The organism is Ideonella sp. (assembly GCF_041914305.1).
In the GTDB taxonomy this organism is placed as follows: domain Bacteria; phylum Pseudomonadota; class Gammaproteobacteria; order Burkholderiales; family Burkholderiaceae_C; genus Ideonella.
Window position 1 is genome coordinate 26,482 of sequence record NZ_JAYSDQ010000028.1, and the last position, 17,198, is coordinate 43,679.

Sequence of the window (17,198 nt, forward strand, 5' to 3'; positions counted from 1 at the left end):
AGGCGCTCGCCTGCGCCCACCCGCCGAGTCACCGCCGACCATCTCCCCCGCCAACCTCGCCCGCGTCATCCCCAGACGCGGGCGAGGTTGGCGCGCGCCCGTTTTCAACGCCGCCGCCTCATGAGGCGGCTCGCAGCGCGTTGGTCAAGGCTTGGCGGTCGCCCCCTCCGCCTCGTCCTCGACACCACTGGGCACAAACGTGACCCCGTGCTGAGCCAGGTGTTCACGAATCAAGCGCCGCACGACCTGTGACGGCGTCACGTCCTGGCGTGCGCACAAACCCTCCAAGGCTTTCTTCTTGGCCGGATCGATCAGCACGGTCAGGCGTGCGGTCTTCAGTTCCATTGCGATTGGTATGTCAGTTCTATTAACATGTGAGTATCATACAAACCTAACCGTATGGCATCCCCATGACAGTACCGAGCCCGATCGCATCGGCCGCCTGGGCCGGGCCCTGCCGATGAACACGCTCCTGGCCGCCCAGGTGGTGCTGCTGGTCGGAGCGGTGGCTTGCCTGTTGCCGATGCCCAACCGCTGGCGCGCCGCCCTCGGGCTGGCCAGCCAGGCACTGGCCACGCTGCTGGTGTGGTCAGCCGCCGTGCCGGTGCTGTGGGGCGGCGCGCCGCTGGAGGGTGAACTGGCCTGGGCGCACCCGGTGGGCACGCTAAAGATGCGGCTCGATGCCCTGGGCGCGTTCTTTCTGGTCTGGTCGCTGCCCATGACGCTGCTGGGCAGCGTCTACGCCATCGGCTACCTGCGGCGCTGCTTCGACACCGAACGCCATGTCGGCGTGCACTACGCGCTGCTGAACATGACCGCACTGTCGTTCGTGCTGGTCTACACCGGCGACCACGCGCTGGTGTTCCTGCTGGGTTGGGAGATCGCCGCCCTGGCCGCCTGGCTGCTGGTGATCTGGGACTACCCGAACCAGAAGGTGCGCTTCGCCGGCTTCAACTACCTCGTTTCGACGCACATCGGCCTGATCTTCCTCGTCGCCGCGTTCATGATCCTGTACACCCACTCGGCGTCGTGGGAGCTGGGCAGCTTCGGCCGCTGGCTGCAGGCCAACCCGGGCACGGAGCGCAACCTCGTGTTCCTGCTGCTGCTGACCAGCTTCGCGCTCAAGTCGGCCTTCTTCCCTTTCCACTCGTGGCTGCCGCGCGCCCATGCCGCAGCGCCAGCCCATGTCTCGGCCCTGATGTCGGGGGTGATCCACAAGGCCGGCCTGTACGCGCTGCTGCGCTTCATCCTGTTGATCGGCCGGCCGGACGAGTGGATGGGCTGGTTCCTGATCGGCTTCTCGCTGCTGTCGGCGCTGGTCGGTGCGCTCTACACCGTCGCGCAGCGTGACCTCAAGCGCCTGCTCGGCTACTCGTCGACCGAGAACGTCGGCATCGCCGGGCTCGGCTTCGGTGTCGGCTGCCTCGGGCTGGCCTGGGGCAACGCGCCGCTGGTGGCGCTGGGCTTCGCCGGTGGTCTGATGCACGTGCTGAACCACGCGTTCTTCAAGTGCCAGCTCTTCTACGCTGCCGGCGCCGTCTACCAAGCCACCCACACGGTTGACGTCGAGAAGCTCGGCGGCCTCGCCCGGCTGATGCCGGCCACGGCCATCGCCTTCCTGGTCGGTGGCGTCGCGATCTCGGCACTGCCCCCACTGAACGGCTTCACCAGCGAGTTCACGATCTACACGGGCCTGTTCAACAGCGCGCCGATCGAACCCTGGGCCAAGGTCGCGCTGGCCGCCACCGGCGCCGGCTTGGCCTTCGTCGGCGCGGTGTCGGCGCTCAGCATCACGCGTGCCTTCGGCGTGGTGTTTCTCGGCACACCGCGCGATGCCGAGATCGAACGGCCGCAAGAAGTGAGCGGCTGGATGCTCGCGCCGATGGGGCTGCACGCCGCCGGCGTCGTCGCGCTCGGTGTTGCCCCGGTGCTCGGGCTGACGCTGGTGGACGCCGCGGTACGGCTGGCGCTGGCGGGCGTGCCCGGCGCCGATGCACGCGCGCTCGAGGCCCTCGGGCACACCTTGTCGCGCATCGGCGCGATCTCCGGCGCACTCGCCGCGGCCGCCCTGGCACTGTGGTGGTTGCGCTCCCGGCTGTCGCGCGCCGCCGGCACGCCCGCCGTCTCGCACCACGTCACCTGGGGCTGCGGCTACACGGCACCGAACACCCGCATGCAGACCACCGGCTCCGGCTTCTCGTGGGACTTCAGCCAGCGCTTTCGTGGCCTGATGGTGCTGCTGCGCCGCCAGAAGGCGCCCGAGGGCTACTTCCCGCAGGACGGCTACCTGGTCACCGACTGCGTCGACGCCGTCGAGCGGCGCGTGTTCTCGGTGATCAAGCACGGCGACGAATCGGCCAGCGATCTGTCGCAGCGCCTGCGCGAGGACGATCCGCGCCTGGCCTTCGCCGCCGGACTGGCCGCACTGGTCCTCATCGCCGCGCTGATCGTGCTGGCCGGGGGGCCGCTGCGGTGAAAGCCAGTCTGTTCGCCGCCCTCGTCGTGGCCCATATGGTGATCGTGCTCGTGATGCCGATCCTGCTGGTCGGGCTGATCAATCGGACCAAGGCGTGGTGGGGTGGCCGCCAAGGGCCGCGTCTGATGCAGTCAGCCTGGGACCTGCTGCGCCTGCTGCGCAAGCGGCCGGTGGTCAGCACGGTGGCCACCCCGCTGTTCCGGGCCGGGGCCTGGGTGGTGTTGGCGGCGTCGCTGCTGGCGGCGCAGATGGCCCCCGTCCTGGGGCCGTTGGCACCGCTGCAGTTTTCACACGATTTTGTCGTCTTCGCCTACACGCTGGGCCTGGCGCGGCTGTTCCTGATGCTCTCGGCGATGGACGTGGGCAGTTCGTTCGAGGGCATGGGCACGGCGCGCGAGGCCTCGTTCACGGCCTTCATCGAGCCTGCTTTGTTCCTGCTGATCGGCAGCGCCATCGTCGGCACCGGGCAGACGAGCCTGGCCGGGCTGATCGGCCGCTGGCATGAGTCGGCGGCGTTTGCCTGGCTCGCCGCGCCGGCGGTGGTGGTGCTGTTCATCCTGCTGCAGGCCGAGGCCGCCCGGGTGCCGGTGGACGACCCGCTGACGCACCTGGAGCTGACGATGGTGCACGAGGTCATGGTGCTCGACCACAGCGGCCCCGAGCTGGCGGCGATGCAGTATGGCGCCGCCATCAAGCTGACGATCTACGCGGGCCTGATCTCGGCACTGCTCAATCCGTTCGATCCGCAGGTCGATCCGCTGCCTGCGGTGGCCGCCGCGCTGGTGATCATGGCCCTGGTGGCGGTGGCGGTAGGCTGCGTCGAGTCGCTGGTCGCGCGGCTGCGCATGCGCCACGTGCCGCGTTACCTGATGCTGGGCTCGGCCCTCGCGGCACTGGGGCTCGCCGCGGCAGGTAGATGGGCGGTGGCGCCATGACGGCGGCACTGGTGCTCTTCCTGGCCGCCGCGGTGGTCCCGATCTTTTTCGGCAAGGTCCGCAGCGCCCCCCTTTGGCTGATGCTGCAGGCCGCCGCGCTGGGCGCCGCGGGCGCTGCGCTTCGAGGCGAGCTGTCCGGCCACACCCTGGCGGCGCTGGTGGAAGTATTGGCCCTGCGCGCCATCGCCGCACCGCTGTGGCTGCGGCGCGCGATCGCCCGCCGCGCCGAGCCGAACCTCGACCTGATGCCGTCTAACCTGTTCGCCTGGGCCATCGCCATCGCGCTGATCGTGCTGGCCTTCGAGTTCGGCGCGCCGGCCATGGGTGAGCGCCATGCCCTGGTACTGGGGGCTGTGGCCGCCACCGTCGCCGTCGCGCTGCTGCTGCTGGCGGCCAACGATTCGCCACCGGCGCAACTGGTCGCGGTGCTGTTCATGGAAAACGCGCTGGCCCTGTTCGAGCTGCTGCTGCCCACGCCGTGGCCACTGCCGGTGCACTTCGCGCTGAGTGCGATCTACCTGCTGACGGTCGGCGTCGGTGGCTGGTTGATCGCCGTGCCGCCATCGGCGGCGGCAGCGGTCGGCGGTGAGGCCACCGTCACGTCCAGCGTGGCGCAGGAGACCCGATGAGCACCTCGCTGGCCACCATGCCCGATGTCGACAGCGGTCAATCTGCACGCGGCTTGTGGGCCGGCCCGGCCCTGGTGACGGTGGCGTTGGCTGCGCTCGTGGCGTCGGCCACGGTGTTCACGCGCATGCCACCGGCCGAGATGCCGCTGTATTTCGCCCAGCGCTACTTCGTGCTCGACGCCACCTCGATGCTGTTCCTGCTGGTCATCAACGGCGTGTTCCTCGGCATCAGCGTCTACATGTCTTCGCGCGTCGCCAGCTCACGCGTACTGGCGCACCATTTGCTGCCGCGCGCCGGCCTGACGCTGGCTTTCATGCTGGCGATGAACCTGGGGGTGCTGGCCAACCACCTGCTGCTGCAGTGGGCGCTGATCGAGCTGACCACCGTCTGCGCCGCGCCGCTGGTCGCCCAAGGCGACGCGCTGCAGCCGCGCCGCGTGGCCTGGCAATACCTCTTGTACTCCAGCGTGTCGCTCGCGTTGACCTTCCTCGGCATCCTGTGCCTGACGCGGGCGGCGCAGCTGCAAGGCGGGGTGATCGATTTCGAGTTCAGCGAGATGGCCCGGACCTTGCCCCCAACGACCGACGGCTGGCAGCGCCTGGGTCTGGCCCTGATGTTGTTCGGCCTGGGCAGCAAGCTCGGCCTGGCCCCGCTGTACAGCTGGTTGCCCGCCACCTACGAGGCCGCCCCCACCAGCACCAGCGCGCTGCTGGCCGCCGTGCAGTTCAACGTCAGCATCGTGGCCGTTCTGCGCGTGCTGCAAGCCTTCCGCGGCCACGACATCGGCTTCGTGCTGCACGAACTGCTGATCATGGGCTGCCTGTCGCTCACCGTTGCCGCGGTGCAGGTGATGGCGGCGCGCAACTACAAGCGCCTGATCGCCTATGCCTGCGTCAGTTCGTCCGGCGTCATCGCCATCGGGTTGTCGGTGGGCAAGGCAGCCGCCTACGGCGTGCTGCTCTACGTGGTGAGCGCGGCCTTCGTCAAGGCCTTGCTGTTTCTCACCGCCGGCCGCTTGCGTGCGGTCTACCGCACCAATGAGACCGGTGCGCTGGCCGGGGTCGTCCGCGTGCTGCCGTTCTCGGGGGCGCTGTTCGCGGTCGGCACCTTCGCGCTGCTCGGCTTCCCGCCGTTCGGCAGTTTCATGGCCGAGATGCTGATCCTGTCGGGCATCGTGCAGGCCGGCAACCTGATCGCCTTCACGCTGATGTGCACGATGCTGACGATCATCTTCGTGGCCACCGGCCGCTCGGTGTTCCCGATGCTGTGGGGCACGCCCGAACAGCACCGGCCGCCGGTGCGCGAGACCTGGGTCACCGCGCTGCCCAAGCTGGGCTTCGTGCTCGCGCTGGTGCTGCTGGGCGTGTACACGCCGGCACCGATCAGCGCGCTGCTGGTCGAGGTGGCCCGATCGATCGGAGGGCCATGATGGGGCCGTTCGAATCCACCGTGTTGGCGCCGGCGCGTGAGCTGGCAACGCTGCCGCTGGCGGGCTGGGCCGAAGCGTGTACCCAGGCGCTCGATGCCGGTGGCCGCCTGGTCGCGCTCTTCGGTCGCCCGGACGGCGACGAGATCGTCGTCACCACCGTGCTGCAATCGGCCGGCGCCGGCCTGAGCCTGCTGCGCTCACGTGCGCCGCGCGGGGCGGGCTACCCGTCGATCACCGCGCGGCACCCGGCGGCGCAGATGCCCGAGCGTGAGCTGTGGGAGCAGACCGGGCTGGTGCCCGAGGGGCACCCGTGGCTCAAGCCGGTGCGCTTCGAAGGCCCCGGTGCGCCACGCATGGCCGACTACCCGTTCTTCACGGTACGCGGGCAGGAGACCCACGAGGTCGGCGTCGGCCCCATCCATGCGAGCGTGATCGAGCCTGGGCACTTCCGCTTCATGTGCCACGGCGAGCGGGTGCAGCACCTCGAAATCCAGCTCGGCTACCAGCACCGCGGCGTCGAGGCCTTGCTGCTGACCCGGCCGCCGCTGGCGTTGACCAGCCTGGTCGAGACGATCGCCGGCGACAGCAGCGTCGCCTACGCCTGGGGCTACTGCGCCGCGGTCGAGGCCTTGGCCGGAGTGCCTGTTGCGCCCGAGGTGGAGCTGGTGCGCGGCGTCGCCCTGGAGCTGGAGCGCATCGCGATGCACCTGGCGGCGCTGACCGGGATGGCCACCGACATCGCCTTCCTGCAAGGCGGGGCCAGCTACGGCCGGCTGCGCACGGCAATCATCAACGCCACCATGCGGGTCTGCGGCAGCCGCTTCGGCCGCGGCTGGCTGCGCCCGGGCGGCGTGCGCCACGGCCTGGGCGACGCTCATCGGCGCGCCCTGCTCGGCATGCTGAGCGCGTTCGCCAAGGACTTTGCCGAGGTCAACGCCCTCATGCTCGGCGCACGCAGCGTGCGTTCGCGCCTGCAGGGCACAGGCATCCTCACCCCCCTGGCGGCGCGCGAACTGGGCCTGGTGGGGCTGACCGCGCGCGCCAGCGGCGTGGCGACCGACAGCCGCCACGATCTGCCCGGCCGGCTCTACACCGAGCAACCCGTGGCACTGCTGACCGAAGACACCGGCGATTGCTGGGCCCGCCTGCGGCTGCGCATGCGCGAGATCGACGAATCCGTGCGCTGGCTGCAGCAGGCGTTGGAATCACCAGCCGCCGCCTTGTGCGCTGACACGCTGGTGCCGCTCGGCCCCCTCGAGCCTGACACGCTGTGCGTCACGGTGCGCGAAGGCTTTCGGGGCCCGGTGCTTCAGGCCCTCGAAACCGACGCCCACGGCCGCCTGCTGCACTACAAGCTGCAAGACCCGTCGCTGCTCAACTGGTTCGGTCTCGCGCTGGCCACTCGCGACAACGAGATCTCGGATTTCCCGATCTGCAACAAGAGTTTCGATCTGTCCTATTGCGGGAACGACCTGTAGGAAAGCACGTGTTCAAAGCCATCGTCGTTCGCGCCTCGCAAGGCCACCAGACCATCCCCGACCCGCGCCGGGCCGACCCGGCCGGTTTTCGTGGCAAGCCGGTCGTCGCCGACAGGCCTTGCGAGGCCGGTTGCGAGGCCTGCGTCGCCGTGTGCCCGACGCAGGCCATCACCCTGGACCCGGTGCGCATCGACCTCGGCCGCTGCGTGATGTGCGGCGACTGCGAGCCGGTTTGCCCGAGCCGCAAGCTTTCATTCAGCGCCGACTTCAAGCTCGCCAGCACCGAGCGCGCCGGGCTCGTCGTCAGCGCCGCACGGCCTGTGCTGGACCCGGTCCAGGTCTCGGCGGCGTTGCGGCAGCGCTTCGGCCGCTCGCTCAAGCTGCGCTCGGTCTCGGCCGGTGGCTGCAATGGTTGCGAGCTCGAGGTCAATGCGCTGACCAACGTCAACTTCGACATCGGTCGCTACGGCATCGACATCGTCGCCTCGCCTCGCCACGCCGATGGCCTGGTGCTGACCGGCCCGATCACCCGCCACATGGCCGACGCGCTGCAGCTGTGCTGGGACGGCATGCCCGACCCGAAGCTGGTCATCGCTGTCGGCGCTTGCGCGATCTCCGGCAGCCCGTTCGAAGGCTCACCGGAGATCGACCGGGGCCTCCTCGAACGCTATCGGCCCTCTCTGTATGTGCCGGGCTGCCCGCCCCACCCGCTGACCTTCATCAGCGGCATCCTGGACTTGCTGGGCATCCCCAGCTGACCCGCAGGCCCGGCTCACCCCGCCTTTCATTCCCACGTGCCCCCGCCGCCATGCCCGAGACTTTCGACCCCGCCGACTACGTCAAGCCTTTCGTCTACGAGACCTTGACCTCCAAGGCGCTGCATTTTTCGATCAGCGCGATCCAGAGCCGCATGAAGCTCAGGGACCCGTATGCCCTGGACCTGGAATACACGCGAACGATGATGGGCTTTCTGCTGTTCCACCCAGCACCCCGGCAGATCGTGATGATCGGGCTGGGGGGCGGCTCGCTGGCCAAGTTCTGCCACCACCACCTGCCGAAGGCGTCGATCCAGGTCGCCGAGATCAACCCTCATGTCATCGCGCTGCGCGACGAGTTCCACGTGCCGGCGGATGACGAGCGTTTCCGGGTGATTCGAACCGATGGGGCTCAGTTCGTGCGCCACCGCGTGACCCGGCCCGACGTGCTGATGGTGGACGGCTTCGACACCGACGGCCAGCCCTCGCGCCTGTGCTCGCAACGTTTCTACGACGACTGCCACGAGATGCTGCAGCCCGACGGCATCCTGGTCGTGAACCTGCACTACGGCCACCGCATGCGTGACGCCTACGTGGAGCGCATTCGCCGCAGCTTCGACGACGCGGTGCTGGTGGTGGACGACGGTGACCTGAGCAACAGCATCGTGTTCGCGTGCAAGGGGCACGCACTGGACCAGGCGCGGGCGAGCAAGGCGGCGCGTCCAACGTCGCTCGATCCGGCGGCCTGCGACCAACTGGCCGATGCATTCGCGATGATCAAACAACAGTGGAAGGCCGGTCAACCGGCCTGACGCTCAGGCACATGGCGGTCGGCCAGCCCCCCCTCACCGAGGGACCGGCGATGGCCATGGACGACGCAGCATCCGATCACCGCGACACCCCCTTCTTCTGCGCAAGCTGCTCGGTTAGCATGTGTCGACGATCAACATCTCATTGCCATATCGAGGATCCATGGAGCTCAAGACCGCGCGGTTGACGCTGCTCATCGATCCGAGCAAGAAGGCGGCCTTCGAGCGTTTGTGCTCGCAGCTTGATCTCACGGCCTCGCAGGTGGTGCGGCAGCTGATCCGCGACTTCCTGGAGCAACACGGCGTGAGCTACACCCCGAGCGGCCAGGGCAGCGAGGACACCTCGCCCGCCGATCCACCGCCCAGGCGCGGCCCACCCCAGTCCGCCAGCCCCGCCAAGACACGGCGCAACCGCTGACCATGACCGGCCTGCCGCCGCCCAGCCAGTGGCTCCACATCGACTGGATGCTGGTGATCGCGCTGGGGTGGTTGGTGATCGCCGCCCTGGGGGTGCTCGCCCTGCACCGGTTGGCCTTCGTGGCGCATGTCCTGTTTCCGCTCGGCGGGCTGGTCGGGTTGGGCCTGTTCGGGCTATCGATTGGCGCGCTGCTGGGCACGCCCGAGGTGGCGGTACTGCCCATCGGCCTGCCGACACTGCCGTTCCACCTGAGGCTGGACAGCCTGGCCGCCTACTTTCTGATGGTGATCGGTGCCGCCTCGGCCGGCATCTCGGCCTTTGCGGCAGGCTACTTCCGCAAGGGCGAGGGCACGCCGCCGGGCCTGCTGTGCCTTGAGTACCACGTCTTCCTGATCAGCATGGTCGGCGTGGTCCTGGCGGACGATGCTTACGCGTTCATGGTGATGTGGGAGACCATGGCCTTGGTGTCGTACTTCCTGGTCACGGCCAATCACCGCATCGCCGAAGTGCGCGGCGCGGGCTACCTCTACATCACGATGGCGCGGGTCGGGGCCATCGCCATCCTGCTGTGTTTCGGTGTGCTGCAGGCCAACACCGGCAACTACACCTTTGCCAACATGCGCGCGCAGTCCCTGTCGCCGCTGTGGGCGTCGATCGGTTTCATGCTGGCGGTGTTCGGCTTCGGCGCCAAGGCCGGCATCGTGCCCCTGCATGTGTGGCTGCCGGAGGCCCACCCGGCCGCGCCGTCGCCGGTGTCGGCATTGATGAGCGGTGTGATGCTCAACACCGCCATCTACGGCATGTTGCGCGTGGCCTTCGACTTGCTGAGTTCGCCACTGTGGTGGTGGGGTGCGCTGCTGCTGGCCGTCGGCCTGGCCACCGCCTTGTTCGGCGTGGTGTTCGCTGCGGCGCAGACCGACATGAAGCGACTGCTGGCCTATTCGTCGATCGAGAACATGGGGCTGCTGTTCGTCGGCATCGGGCTGGCGCTGATCTTCTGCGGCTACGGCATGAAGCCGATGGCCGCGCTGGCGCTGACCGCGACGCTCTACCACGTCAGCAGCCACGCGCTGTTCAAGAGCCTGCTGTTCCTGGGCACGGGCAGCGTGCTGCACGCCACCGCCGAGCGCAGCCTCGGCAAACTCGGCGGCCTGATCCGCACGATGCCGTGGGTCGGCTGGCTCACGCTGCTGGGCGTGCTGGCCAGCGCCGGCCTGCCACCGCTGGGCGGCTTCGTGTCCGAATGGCTGCTGCTGCAGAGCTTCTTGTTCACACCAGGCCTGCCGGTGCCGCTGCTGACGATGCTGATCCCGGTGGTGGCCGCGCTGATCGCCCTGGAGGCCGCGCTGGCCGGCTACACGATGGTCAAGTTCTTCGGCATCATCTTTCTCGGCCTGCCGCGCGAAGAAAAGCTGGCCACCGCCCATGATGCCGGCGGCTGGGAACGCGCCGGCATGCTGTGGCTGGCCGCCGGCTGCGTCGCGCTCGGGCTGCTGCCGGTGAGCTTCATCGGCCTGCTGGACCCGGTGACCCAGCAGTTGGTCGGTGCAGGCATTGCCGCACGCGTCTCGGCCAGCGGCTGGCTGCTGGCGCCCAACAGCCTGGAGCAGGCGAGCTACGGGCCGGTGATCTTCCTGCTCGGCATCCTGGCGAGTTTCGCGCTGGCCTTCGTGCTGGTCCGGGTGCTCTACCACGGGCGCCTGCGGCGCAGCCGCCCATGGGCTTGCGGCTATACCTGGGGCACGGCACGCATGCAGGATTCGGCCGAGGGCTTTGGCCAGCCGATCCGGCAGATCTTCGAGCCCTTCTTCCAGATGCAGCGCGAGTTGCCGTCGCCCTTCGACCTGCAGCCGCACTACCGCGTGACGGTGGAAGACCACTTCTGGCGCTGGATGTACCGGCCTATCGCCGACCTGGCCCAGACCCTGGCGCGCTGGATCAGCGTGATGCAGCAGGGGCGCATCTCGGTGTACCTTCTGTACAGCTTCGTCACGCTGGCAGCGACGCTGCTGGTGGTGATGTAGCGGGGCCGCGATGACCCTCACCGGCTTTGTTTCCCAATGGCTGGAGATCGTGCTGGCGATCGCGCTGGCGCCGTTGCTGACGGGCTGGATCAACCAATGGCGTGCCTGGCTGCAGAACAAGTCCGCCCCCAGCCTGTGGCAGCCCTACCGCCTGCTGCACAAGCTGTTCAACAAGGAATCGGTGCTGGCCGAAAACGCCTCCCCCCTGTTCCGCACAGCACCCTATGTCGTCTTCGGCTGCATGCTGCTGGCCTGCGCCATCGTGCCCACGCTGTCGACGGACTTGCCGCTGGCGACCGCCGCCGATGCGATCGCGCTGGTCGGGCTGTTCGCACTGGCACGGGTCTTCATTTCGCTGGCGGCGATGGACGTGGGCACCGCCTTCGGCACGCTCGGTGCGCGGCGCGAGATGCTGATCGGTTTTCTGGCCGAGCCGGCCTTGCTGATGGTGCTGTTCTCGGCCTCGTTGATCTCGAAGTCGACCTCGCTCACCACCATCGTCGAGACGCTGGCCCACCGCGAACTGGCGATCTATCCCGGCCTCGCCTTCGCCGGCGTGGCGTTCACGATGGTGTCGCTGGCAGAAAACGCGCGCGTTCCGGTGGACAACCCCACCACGCACCTCGAACTCACGATGATCCACGAGGCGCTGATCCTCGAGTACTCGGGGCGGCACCTCGCACTGCTCGAATGGGCAGCGAGCCTCAAGCTGTTCGCCTATTCGTGCATCGGGCTGGCGCTGTTCTTCCCCTGGGGCGTAGCCGAGGCGCAGGCGCCACTGGCCATGCTGCTGGCGCTGCCGGTGCTGGTGCTCAAGCTGGCCATCGGTGGTGTTCTGCTGTCCGTGCTGGAGGCACTGTCGGCCAAGATGCGCATCTTCCGCGTGCCCGAGTTCCTGGCCACGGCCTTCTTGCTGGCGGTGATCGGGATGCTGGTTCACCTGTTGCTGGCGCGATGAGATGACCGCGCTGCTGACCCAGTTCGTGAACCTGCTCGGCGCGCTGCTGCTGATCCTCGCCTTCGCGATGATCTCGCAGCGGCGCATCGTGTCGCTGATCCACCTGTTCACGATGCAGGGCGCGACGCTGGTGCTGGCCACCAGCGTCGTCGGCTATGTGACCCACCAGCCGCACCTGTACGTGTCGGCCGGCGTCACTTTCGTGCTGAAGGTGTTGGTGATCCCGTGGCTGCTGCACCGCGTGATCGACCGTCTGAACGTCCGTTGGGACATCGAGACCCTGATCAACATCCCGACGACGATGCTGATCGGCATCCTGGTGGTGATCTTCTCGTTCAACCTGGCCATCCCCATCTCGCGCCTGTCGTCGACGCTGGCCAGCGGCACCTTGGGCATCGCGCTGGCCTGCGTGCTGCTGTCGTTCCTGATGATGATCACCCGCGCCAAGGCCGTGCCGCAGGTGATCGGCTTCCTGGCGATGGAGAACGGCCTGTTCTTTGCCGCCACTTCGGCCACCTACGGCATGCCGATGGTGGTCGAGCTGGGCATCGCGCTGGACGTGCTGATCGGCGTGCTGATCCTGGGCGTCTTCATGTTCCAGATTCGCGAGCAGTTCGACAGCCTGGACATCAGCCACCTCGAAAAGTTGAAGGAAGACTGACGTGATCGCACTCGCCTTCCTGCTCGGCATCCCGCTCCTGGGTGGGGTGGTGCTCGGGCTCGTCGGCCACCGCGACAACGCGCGCGACATCAACGTGGCCTTCAGCCTGGGCACCTTCATCTCCGCCTGCCTGCTGACCGCACAGGTGATCGACCACGGGCCGATGCTGGTCTGGGCTGCCGAGTTCTACATCGACGCGCTGAATGTTTTTCTCGTTGCCCTGACGGCCTTCGTCGGGTTGACGACGTCGATCTTCTCGCGGCCCTACATGCGGGTCGAGCGCGACCACGGCAAGATGACGCCGCCGCGGCTGCGCCTGTACCACAGCATGTACCAGCTGTTCAGCTTCACGATGCTGCTGGCGCTGACCACCAACAACCTCGGCATCGTCTGGGTGGCGATGGAGGCGGCCACGCTGACCACCGTGCTGCTGGTCAGCGTCTACCGCACGGCGGCCAGCCTCGAAGCGGCCTGGAAGTACTTCATCCTCTGCGGCGTCGGCATCGCGCAGGCGCTGTTCGGCACGGTGTTGCTTTACATGGCCGCCGAGAAGGTCATCGGGCCGGAGGGCGGTGCCTTGCTGTGGACCAACCTGGACGCCGTCAAGGGTCGGCTCGACCCGAACATCATCACGCTGGCCTTCGCCTTCCTGTTCATCGGCTACGGCACCAAGGTCGGCCTGGTGCCGGTGCACAACTGGTTGCCCGACGCGCACGCCGAGGGCCCGACGCCGGTGTCGGCGGTGCTCTCCGGCCTGCTGCTGAACGTCGCGCTGTACGCGGTGCTGCGCTGCAAGGTGTTGACCGACGGCGCGTTGCACTACCCACTGACCGGCCGGTTGATGATGACCTTCGGCCTGTTGTCGGTGGTGGCGGCGGTGCTCTTCATCATCCGCCAGAAGGACGTGAAGCGCATGTTCGCCTACTCGTCCATCGAACACATGGGGATGATGACTTTCGCCTTCGGCATGGGCGGGCCGATCGCCAACTTCGCCGGCTTGCTGCACATGACGGTGCACTCGTTGATCAAGTCGGGCATCTTCTTCGCCGTCGGCCATGCCACCCAGAAAGCTGGTACCCAGGTCATGGACGACATCCGCGGCCTGATCCGCGTCAGCCCCACGGTGGGCTGGGGTCTGATGCTCGGCGCCCTGGCCATCCTGGGCATGCCACCGTTCGGCGTCTTCGCCAGCGAGTTCCTGATCGTCACCACGGCGATGCGCGAGCACGCCTGGGCCACCCCGTTCCTGCTGATCGCCTTGGGCCTGGCCTTCGCGTCGGTGTTCAGCCGCGTGCAGCCGATGGTGTTCGGCGACACCACGCTCAAGCCACTGGCCCACCCGCCGGCGCTGGTCCCGGTGTTCGTGCACCTGGGGCTGGGCCTGATGCTGGGGCTGTATGTGCCGCCCTATCTGGACGCCTGGTACCGCCAAGCGGCCGCCATGCTGGGGGGAGGCTGAGCGCGATGTCGATGCTCGTGCCCTTGTCGACGCCCGTGCCGATCCGCCATGGTGTGGTCGACCGCGAAGGCTGGCTCACGGTGGCGCAGGACGTGCTGGCCGGCGGCGGCCGCCTGGTGTCGCTGTGGGGCAGCCTGCGCCCAGACGGCGCGGTGGCCTGCGCGGCGTACGCCTTTTCGATCGAAGGTGGGCTGGCGTGGATCGAGTTGCCGCTGGCCGCCGGCGAGGGTTACCCCGACCTGGCCGGTCTGTTCCCCGCCGCGGCACGCATGCAGCGCGTCGCCCACGATCTGCACGGCCTGGTTGCCGACGGTGCCGCCGACACCCGGCCCTGGCTCGACCACGGCCTGTGGCAGGGCCAGGCCGAGCCCGCGCGGTACCCGTTCGTGCGTGTCGAGGGCGAAGGGGTGCATGAGATCGCGGTCGGCCCGGTTCACGCCGGCATCATCGAGCCCGGCCACTTCCGCTTCTCGGTCGTCGGCGAAAAGGTGCTGCGGCTGGAGCAGCGCCTGGGCTATGTGCACAAGGGCATCGACCACCGCTTCACCGAACTGCCGCCGCTGCAAGCCCATCGCCTCGCGGGCCGCGTGTCGGGTGATTCGACGGTCGCCTTCGCCTGGGCCTATTGCATGGCGCTGGAAGCCGCCACCGGATGCCACATCCCCGAACGGGCACAGTGGCTGCGCGCCGTGCTGCTGGAGCGAGAACGTGTGGCCAATCACCTGGGCGATCTGGGCGCGCTGGGCAACGATGCCGCATTCGGTGTCGGCCTCGCCCAGTTCTCTCGCCTGCGGGAAGACTGGCTGCGGCTGTCCATGGCGCTGTTCGGCCACCGGCTGACGATGGACCGCATCGTGCCCGGCGGCGTCGCGGTCGATGTCGACGCCGAGGCGCTGCGGCGCCTGACCGCACAGTGTGATGTGCTCGAGCCCGAGTTGCGCCGCCTGCACAGCATCTACGACGAACATGCCGGTCTGCAGGACCGCTTCATCACCACCGGCCGGGTGACACCGCAGTTGGCCGCGCAGTTGGGCCTCACCGGCCTGGCCGGCCGCGCCAGCGGCCAGGCCTGGGACCTGCGTTGCAACCCCTCGCTGCCGCCCTACGATCACCTCGACGTGCGCATGGCCACCCACCGCAATGGCGATGTCGCGGCGCGGGTCACCGTGCGCTTCGACGAGGTGCTGGAATCTCTGCGGCTGTTGCGCGCGCTGTGCCGGGGCCTACCCGCCGGGCCGGTGCGGGCCGCATTGCAGCCAAGCCAAGGTGACGCGATCGGCGCCGGTTGGGTCGAAGGCTGGCGTGGCGAGGTCTTCGTCGCGCTCGAACTGGTCGGCGACACGATCCGCCGCTGCCACTGTCACGACCCCTCGTGGCAGAACTGGCCGGTGCTCGAACACGCGGTGATCGGCAACATCGTTCCCGACTTTCCGCTCATCAACAAGTCGTTCAACCTCAGCTACTCCGGACACGACCTATAAGGGCCCCGCCATGTGGCAGATCCTGCACCAGATCACCCGCGTCGGCATCGTGACCGAAGCACCGCCGCCCGTCGACGACGCCGTGTTGGCCGAGGCCTCGCGCATCCACCAAGACCTGCTGGCCATCCTGGGCCAGGCACTGACCATCCGCCAGGTCGATGCCGGCTCCTGCAACGGCTGCGAGTTGGAGATCCACGCACTCAACAACCCTTACTACAACATCGAAGGCCTGGGCATCCGGTTCGCGGCCAGCCCGCGCCACGCCGACATGCTGCTGGTCACCGGGCCCGTGTCCCGCCACATGGAAGAAGCCTTGCGCCGCGCCCACGAGGCGATGCCGGAGCCGAAACTGGTGGTGGCGGTGGGCGATTGCGGCTGCGATGGCGGCATCTTCGGCGAGAGTCACGCCAGTTGCGGCAAGGTCGGCAACGTGATCCCGGTCGATGCGACCATTCCGGGCTGCCCGCCCGCGCCGATCGAGATCCTGCGCGGGATTCTCACGGCAGTGAAGCGGCAGCCTTGACGCCGCTCACGGGCCAGCCCTGTCGGAGCCGCCCCGGAAGCCCGACCCGCTAAAATGCGCCGCTTCATCCGTACGCGATTTCGCCCCGAAGGCCCCCCATGCCGCTGTTCTGGAAACCCTACAAGTCCGAAGTCACCCAGTTCATCGACGAACTGAAGGCCAAGCGGCCGACGCTCGAGGCCGAGCAGCGCGCCGGCCGCGCCCTGCTGTGGGACCGCTCGCAAGACCGCGAGGCCCAGGCTGAATTCCAGGCCGCCCGCGTCGCCCAGCAGCCTTACGTCTACCAGACCCAGCCCAAGTGACCGGCACGGCCGTCGCGCCGGAAGCGGATTTGCCGCCGCCGTCGGCGCCCGAGGTGGACTCGCCGCAGGTGGTGGACGGCATCGCCGTCGCGCGCCTGTACGGTGAGCCGCTGTTCGCGCTGCCGACCGACCTGTACATCCCGCCCGACGCGCTCGAGGTCTTTCTCGAAGCCTTCCAGGGCCCGTTGGACCTGCTGCTGTACCTGATCCGCAAGCAGAACTTCAACATCCTCGACATCCCGATGGCGGATGTCACGCGCCAGTACCTGCGCTACGTGGACCAGATCCGCAAGCACAACCTCGAACTGGCCAGCGACTACCTCTTGATGGCCGCGATGCTGATCGAGATCAAGTCGCGCATGTTGCTGCCGCCGAAGAAGACCGACGACGGCGCCGAGCCCGAAGACCCGCGGGCCGAGCTGGTGCGCCGCCTGCTCGAATACGAGCAGATGAAACTCGCCGCCGCGCGGCTGGACGCCCTGCCGCAGCTGGGCCGCGATTTCCTGCGCGCCCAGGTCACGGTCGAGCAATCGCTGGTGACGCGCTTTCCCGACGTGTCGGTGGACGAGTTGCGCGACGCCTGGGCCGACATCATCAAGCGCGCCAAGCTGCACCAGCACCACAAGATCTCACGCGAGCAGTTGTCGGTGCGCGAGTTCATGAGCACCGTGCTGCGCCGCCTGCAAGGCCAGCGCTTTGTCGAATTCCAGGACCTGTTCGACGTGACCCGCGGCGCCCCGGTGATGGTGGTGACCTTCATCGCGATGCTCGAGCTGGCGCGCGAACGACTGCTCGAGCTGACGCAGGCAGAGGCGTTTGCGCCGATTTACGTCAGGTTGGCGTACACACCAGCGTAGCCG

17 protein-coding genes are annotated in these 17,198 nt (G+C 68.2%); 16 read left to right on the plus strand and 1 reads right to left on the minus strand.

The window, feature by feature from the left end; all coding sequences use genetic code 11:
* Positions 1 to 144: 144 nt before the first annotated feature.
* Positions 145 to 345 carry a ribbon-helix-helix protein, CopG family gene (locus tag ACE3SG_RS26930; protein ID WP_374569343.1) on the minus strand — a complete coding sequence of 67 codons (201 nt, stop codon included), beginning with the start codon at positions 343 to 345 and terminating at the stop codon, positions 145 to 147.
* A 115-nt stretch (positions 346 to 460) separates the two neighbouring features.
* Here ACE3SG_RS26930 and ACE3SG_RS26935 point away from each other — a divergent pair, with 115 nt between their 5' ends.
* From ACE3SG_RS26935 to ACE3SG_RS27010, 16 genes are all read left to right on the plus strand, one after another.
* Complete coding sequence (locus ACE3SG_RS26935; protein WP_374569344.1) at positions 461 to 2,476, plus strand: proton-conducting transporter membrane subunit; 2,016 nt, start codon at positions 461 to 463, stop codon at positions 2,474 to 2,476.
* A complete protein-coding gene (locus ACE3SG_RS26940) occupies positions 2,473 to 3,411 on the plus strand; it encodes a respiratory chain complex I subunit 1 family protein (RefSeq protein WP_374569345.1) in 939 nt (312 codons plus the stop codon). The genes ACE3SG_RS26935 and ACE3SG_RS26940 overlap by 4 nt, the downstream gene beginning before the upstream one ends.
* Positions 3,408 to 4,040: a hypothetical protein gene (locus tag ACE3SG_RS26945; RefSeq protein ID WP_374569346.1), complete on the plus strand. Its 633-nt coding sequence runs from the start codon at positions 3,408 to 3,410 to the stop codon at positions 4,038 to 4,040. The genes ACE3SG_RS26940 and ACE3SG_RS26945 overlap by 4 nt, the downstream gene beginning before the upstream one ends.
* A complete protein-coding gene (locus ACE3SG_RS26950; RefSeq protein WP_374569347.1) occupies positions 4,037 to 5,470 on the plus strand; it encodes a complex I subunit 5 family protein in 1,434 nt (477 codons plus the stop codon). The genes ACE3SG_RS26945 and ACE3SG_RS26950 overlap by 4 nt, the downstream gene beginning before the upstream one ends.
* Positions 5,470 to 6,948: an NADH-quinone oxidoreductase subunit C gene (locus tag ACE3SG_RS26955; protein ID WP_374569348.1), complete on the plus strand. Its 1,479-nt coding sequence runs from the start codon at positions 5,470 to 5,472 to the stop codon at positions 6,946 to 6,948. Before ACE3SG_RS26950 ends, ACE3SG_RS26955 begins: the two co-directional genes overlap by 1 nt.
* Before the next feature lie 8 nt (positions 6,949 to 6,956).
* Positions 6,957 to 7,706, plus strand: coding sequence for a 4Fe-4S dicluster domain-containing protein (locus ACE3SG_RS26960; protein WP_374569349.1), 750 nt, complete (start codon positions 6,957 to 6,959; stop codon positions 7,704 to 7,706).
* 50 nt (positions 7,707 to 7,756) lie between these two features.
* Entirely contained in the window at positions 7,757 to 8,515 is a 759-nt protein-coding gene (locus ACE3SG_RS26965; protein ID WP_374569350.1) for a fused MFS/spermidine synthase, read from the plus strand.
* 160 nt (positions 8,516 to 8,675) lie between these two features.
* A complete protein-coding gene (locus ACE3SG_RS26970; protein ID WP_374569351.1) occupies positions 8,676 to 8,930 on the plus strand; it encodes a CopG family transcriptional regulator in 255 nt (84 codons plus the stop codon).
* Positions 8,931 to 8,932: 2 nt separating this feature from the next.
* Complete coding sequence (gene hyfB / locus ACE3SG_RS26975) at positions 8,933 to 10,954, plus strand: hydrogenase 4 subunit B (RefSeq protein WP_374569352.1); 2,022 nt, start codon at positions 8,933 to 8,935, stop codon at positions 10,952 to 10,954.
* A 10-nt stretch (positions 10,955 to 10,964) separates the two neighbouring features.
* The gene (locus ACE3SG_RS26980; RefSeq protein WP_374569353.1) at positions 10,965 to 11,912 is read left to right on the plus strand and encodes a respiratory chain complex I subunit 1 family protein; all 948 of its coding nucleotides are present in this window, start codon (positions 10,965 to 10,967) and stop codon (positions 11,910 to 11,912) included.
* Between the two features lies 1 nt (position 11,913).
* Entirely contained in the window at positions 11,914 to 12,573 is a 660-nt protein-coding gene (locus ACE3SG_RS26985) for a formate hydrogenlyase (RefSeq protein ID WP_374569354.1), read from the plus strand.
* 1 nt (position 12,574) lies between these two features.
* Positions 12,575 to 14,032: a hydrogenase 4 subunit F gene (locus ACE3SG_RS26990; RefSeq protein WP_374569355.1), complete on the plus strand. Its 1,458-nt coding sequence runs from the start codon at positions 12,575 to 12,577 to the stop codon at positions 14,030 to 14,032.
* 5 nt (positions 14,033 to 14,037) lie between these two features.
* The gene (locus ACE3SG_RS26995) at positions 14,038 to 15,513 is read left to right on the plus strand and encodes a Ni,Fe-hydrogenase III large subunit (protein WP_374569356.1); all 1,476 of its coding nucleotides are present in this window, start codon (positions 14,038 to 14,040) and stop codon (positions 15,511 to 15,513) included.
* A 10-nt stretch (positions 15,514 to 15,523) separates the two neighbouring features.
* Entirely contained in the window at positions 15,524 to 16,036 is a 513-nt protein-coding gene (locus tag ACE3SG_RS27000; RefSeq protein WP_374569357.1) for an NADH-quinone oxidoreductase subunit B family protein, read from the plus strand.
* Between the two features lie 98 nt (positions 16,037 to 16,134).
* The gene (locus ACE3SG_RS27005; protein WP_374569358.1) at positions 16,135 to 16,338 is read left to right on the plus strand and encodes a DUF3460 family protein; all 204 of its coding nucleotides are present in this window, start codon (positions 16,135 to 16,137) and stop codon (positions 16,336 to 16,338) included.
* Positions 16,339 to 16,367: 29 nt separating this feature from the next.
* Complete coding sequence (locus tag ACE3SG_RS27010; RefSeq protein ID WP_374569398.1) at positions 16,368 to 17,195, plus strand: ScpA family protein; 828 nt, start codon at positions 16,368 to 16,370, stop codon at positions 17,193 to 17,195.
* Positions 17,196 to 17,198 lie beyond the last annotated feature (3 nt).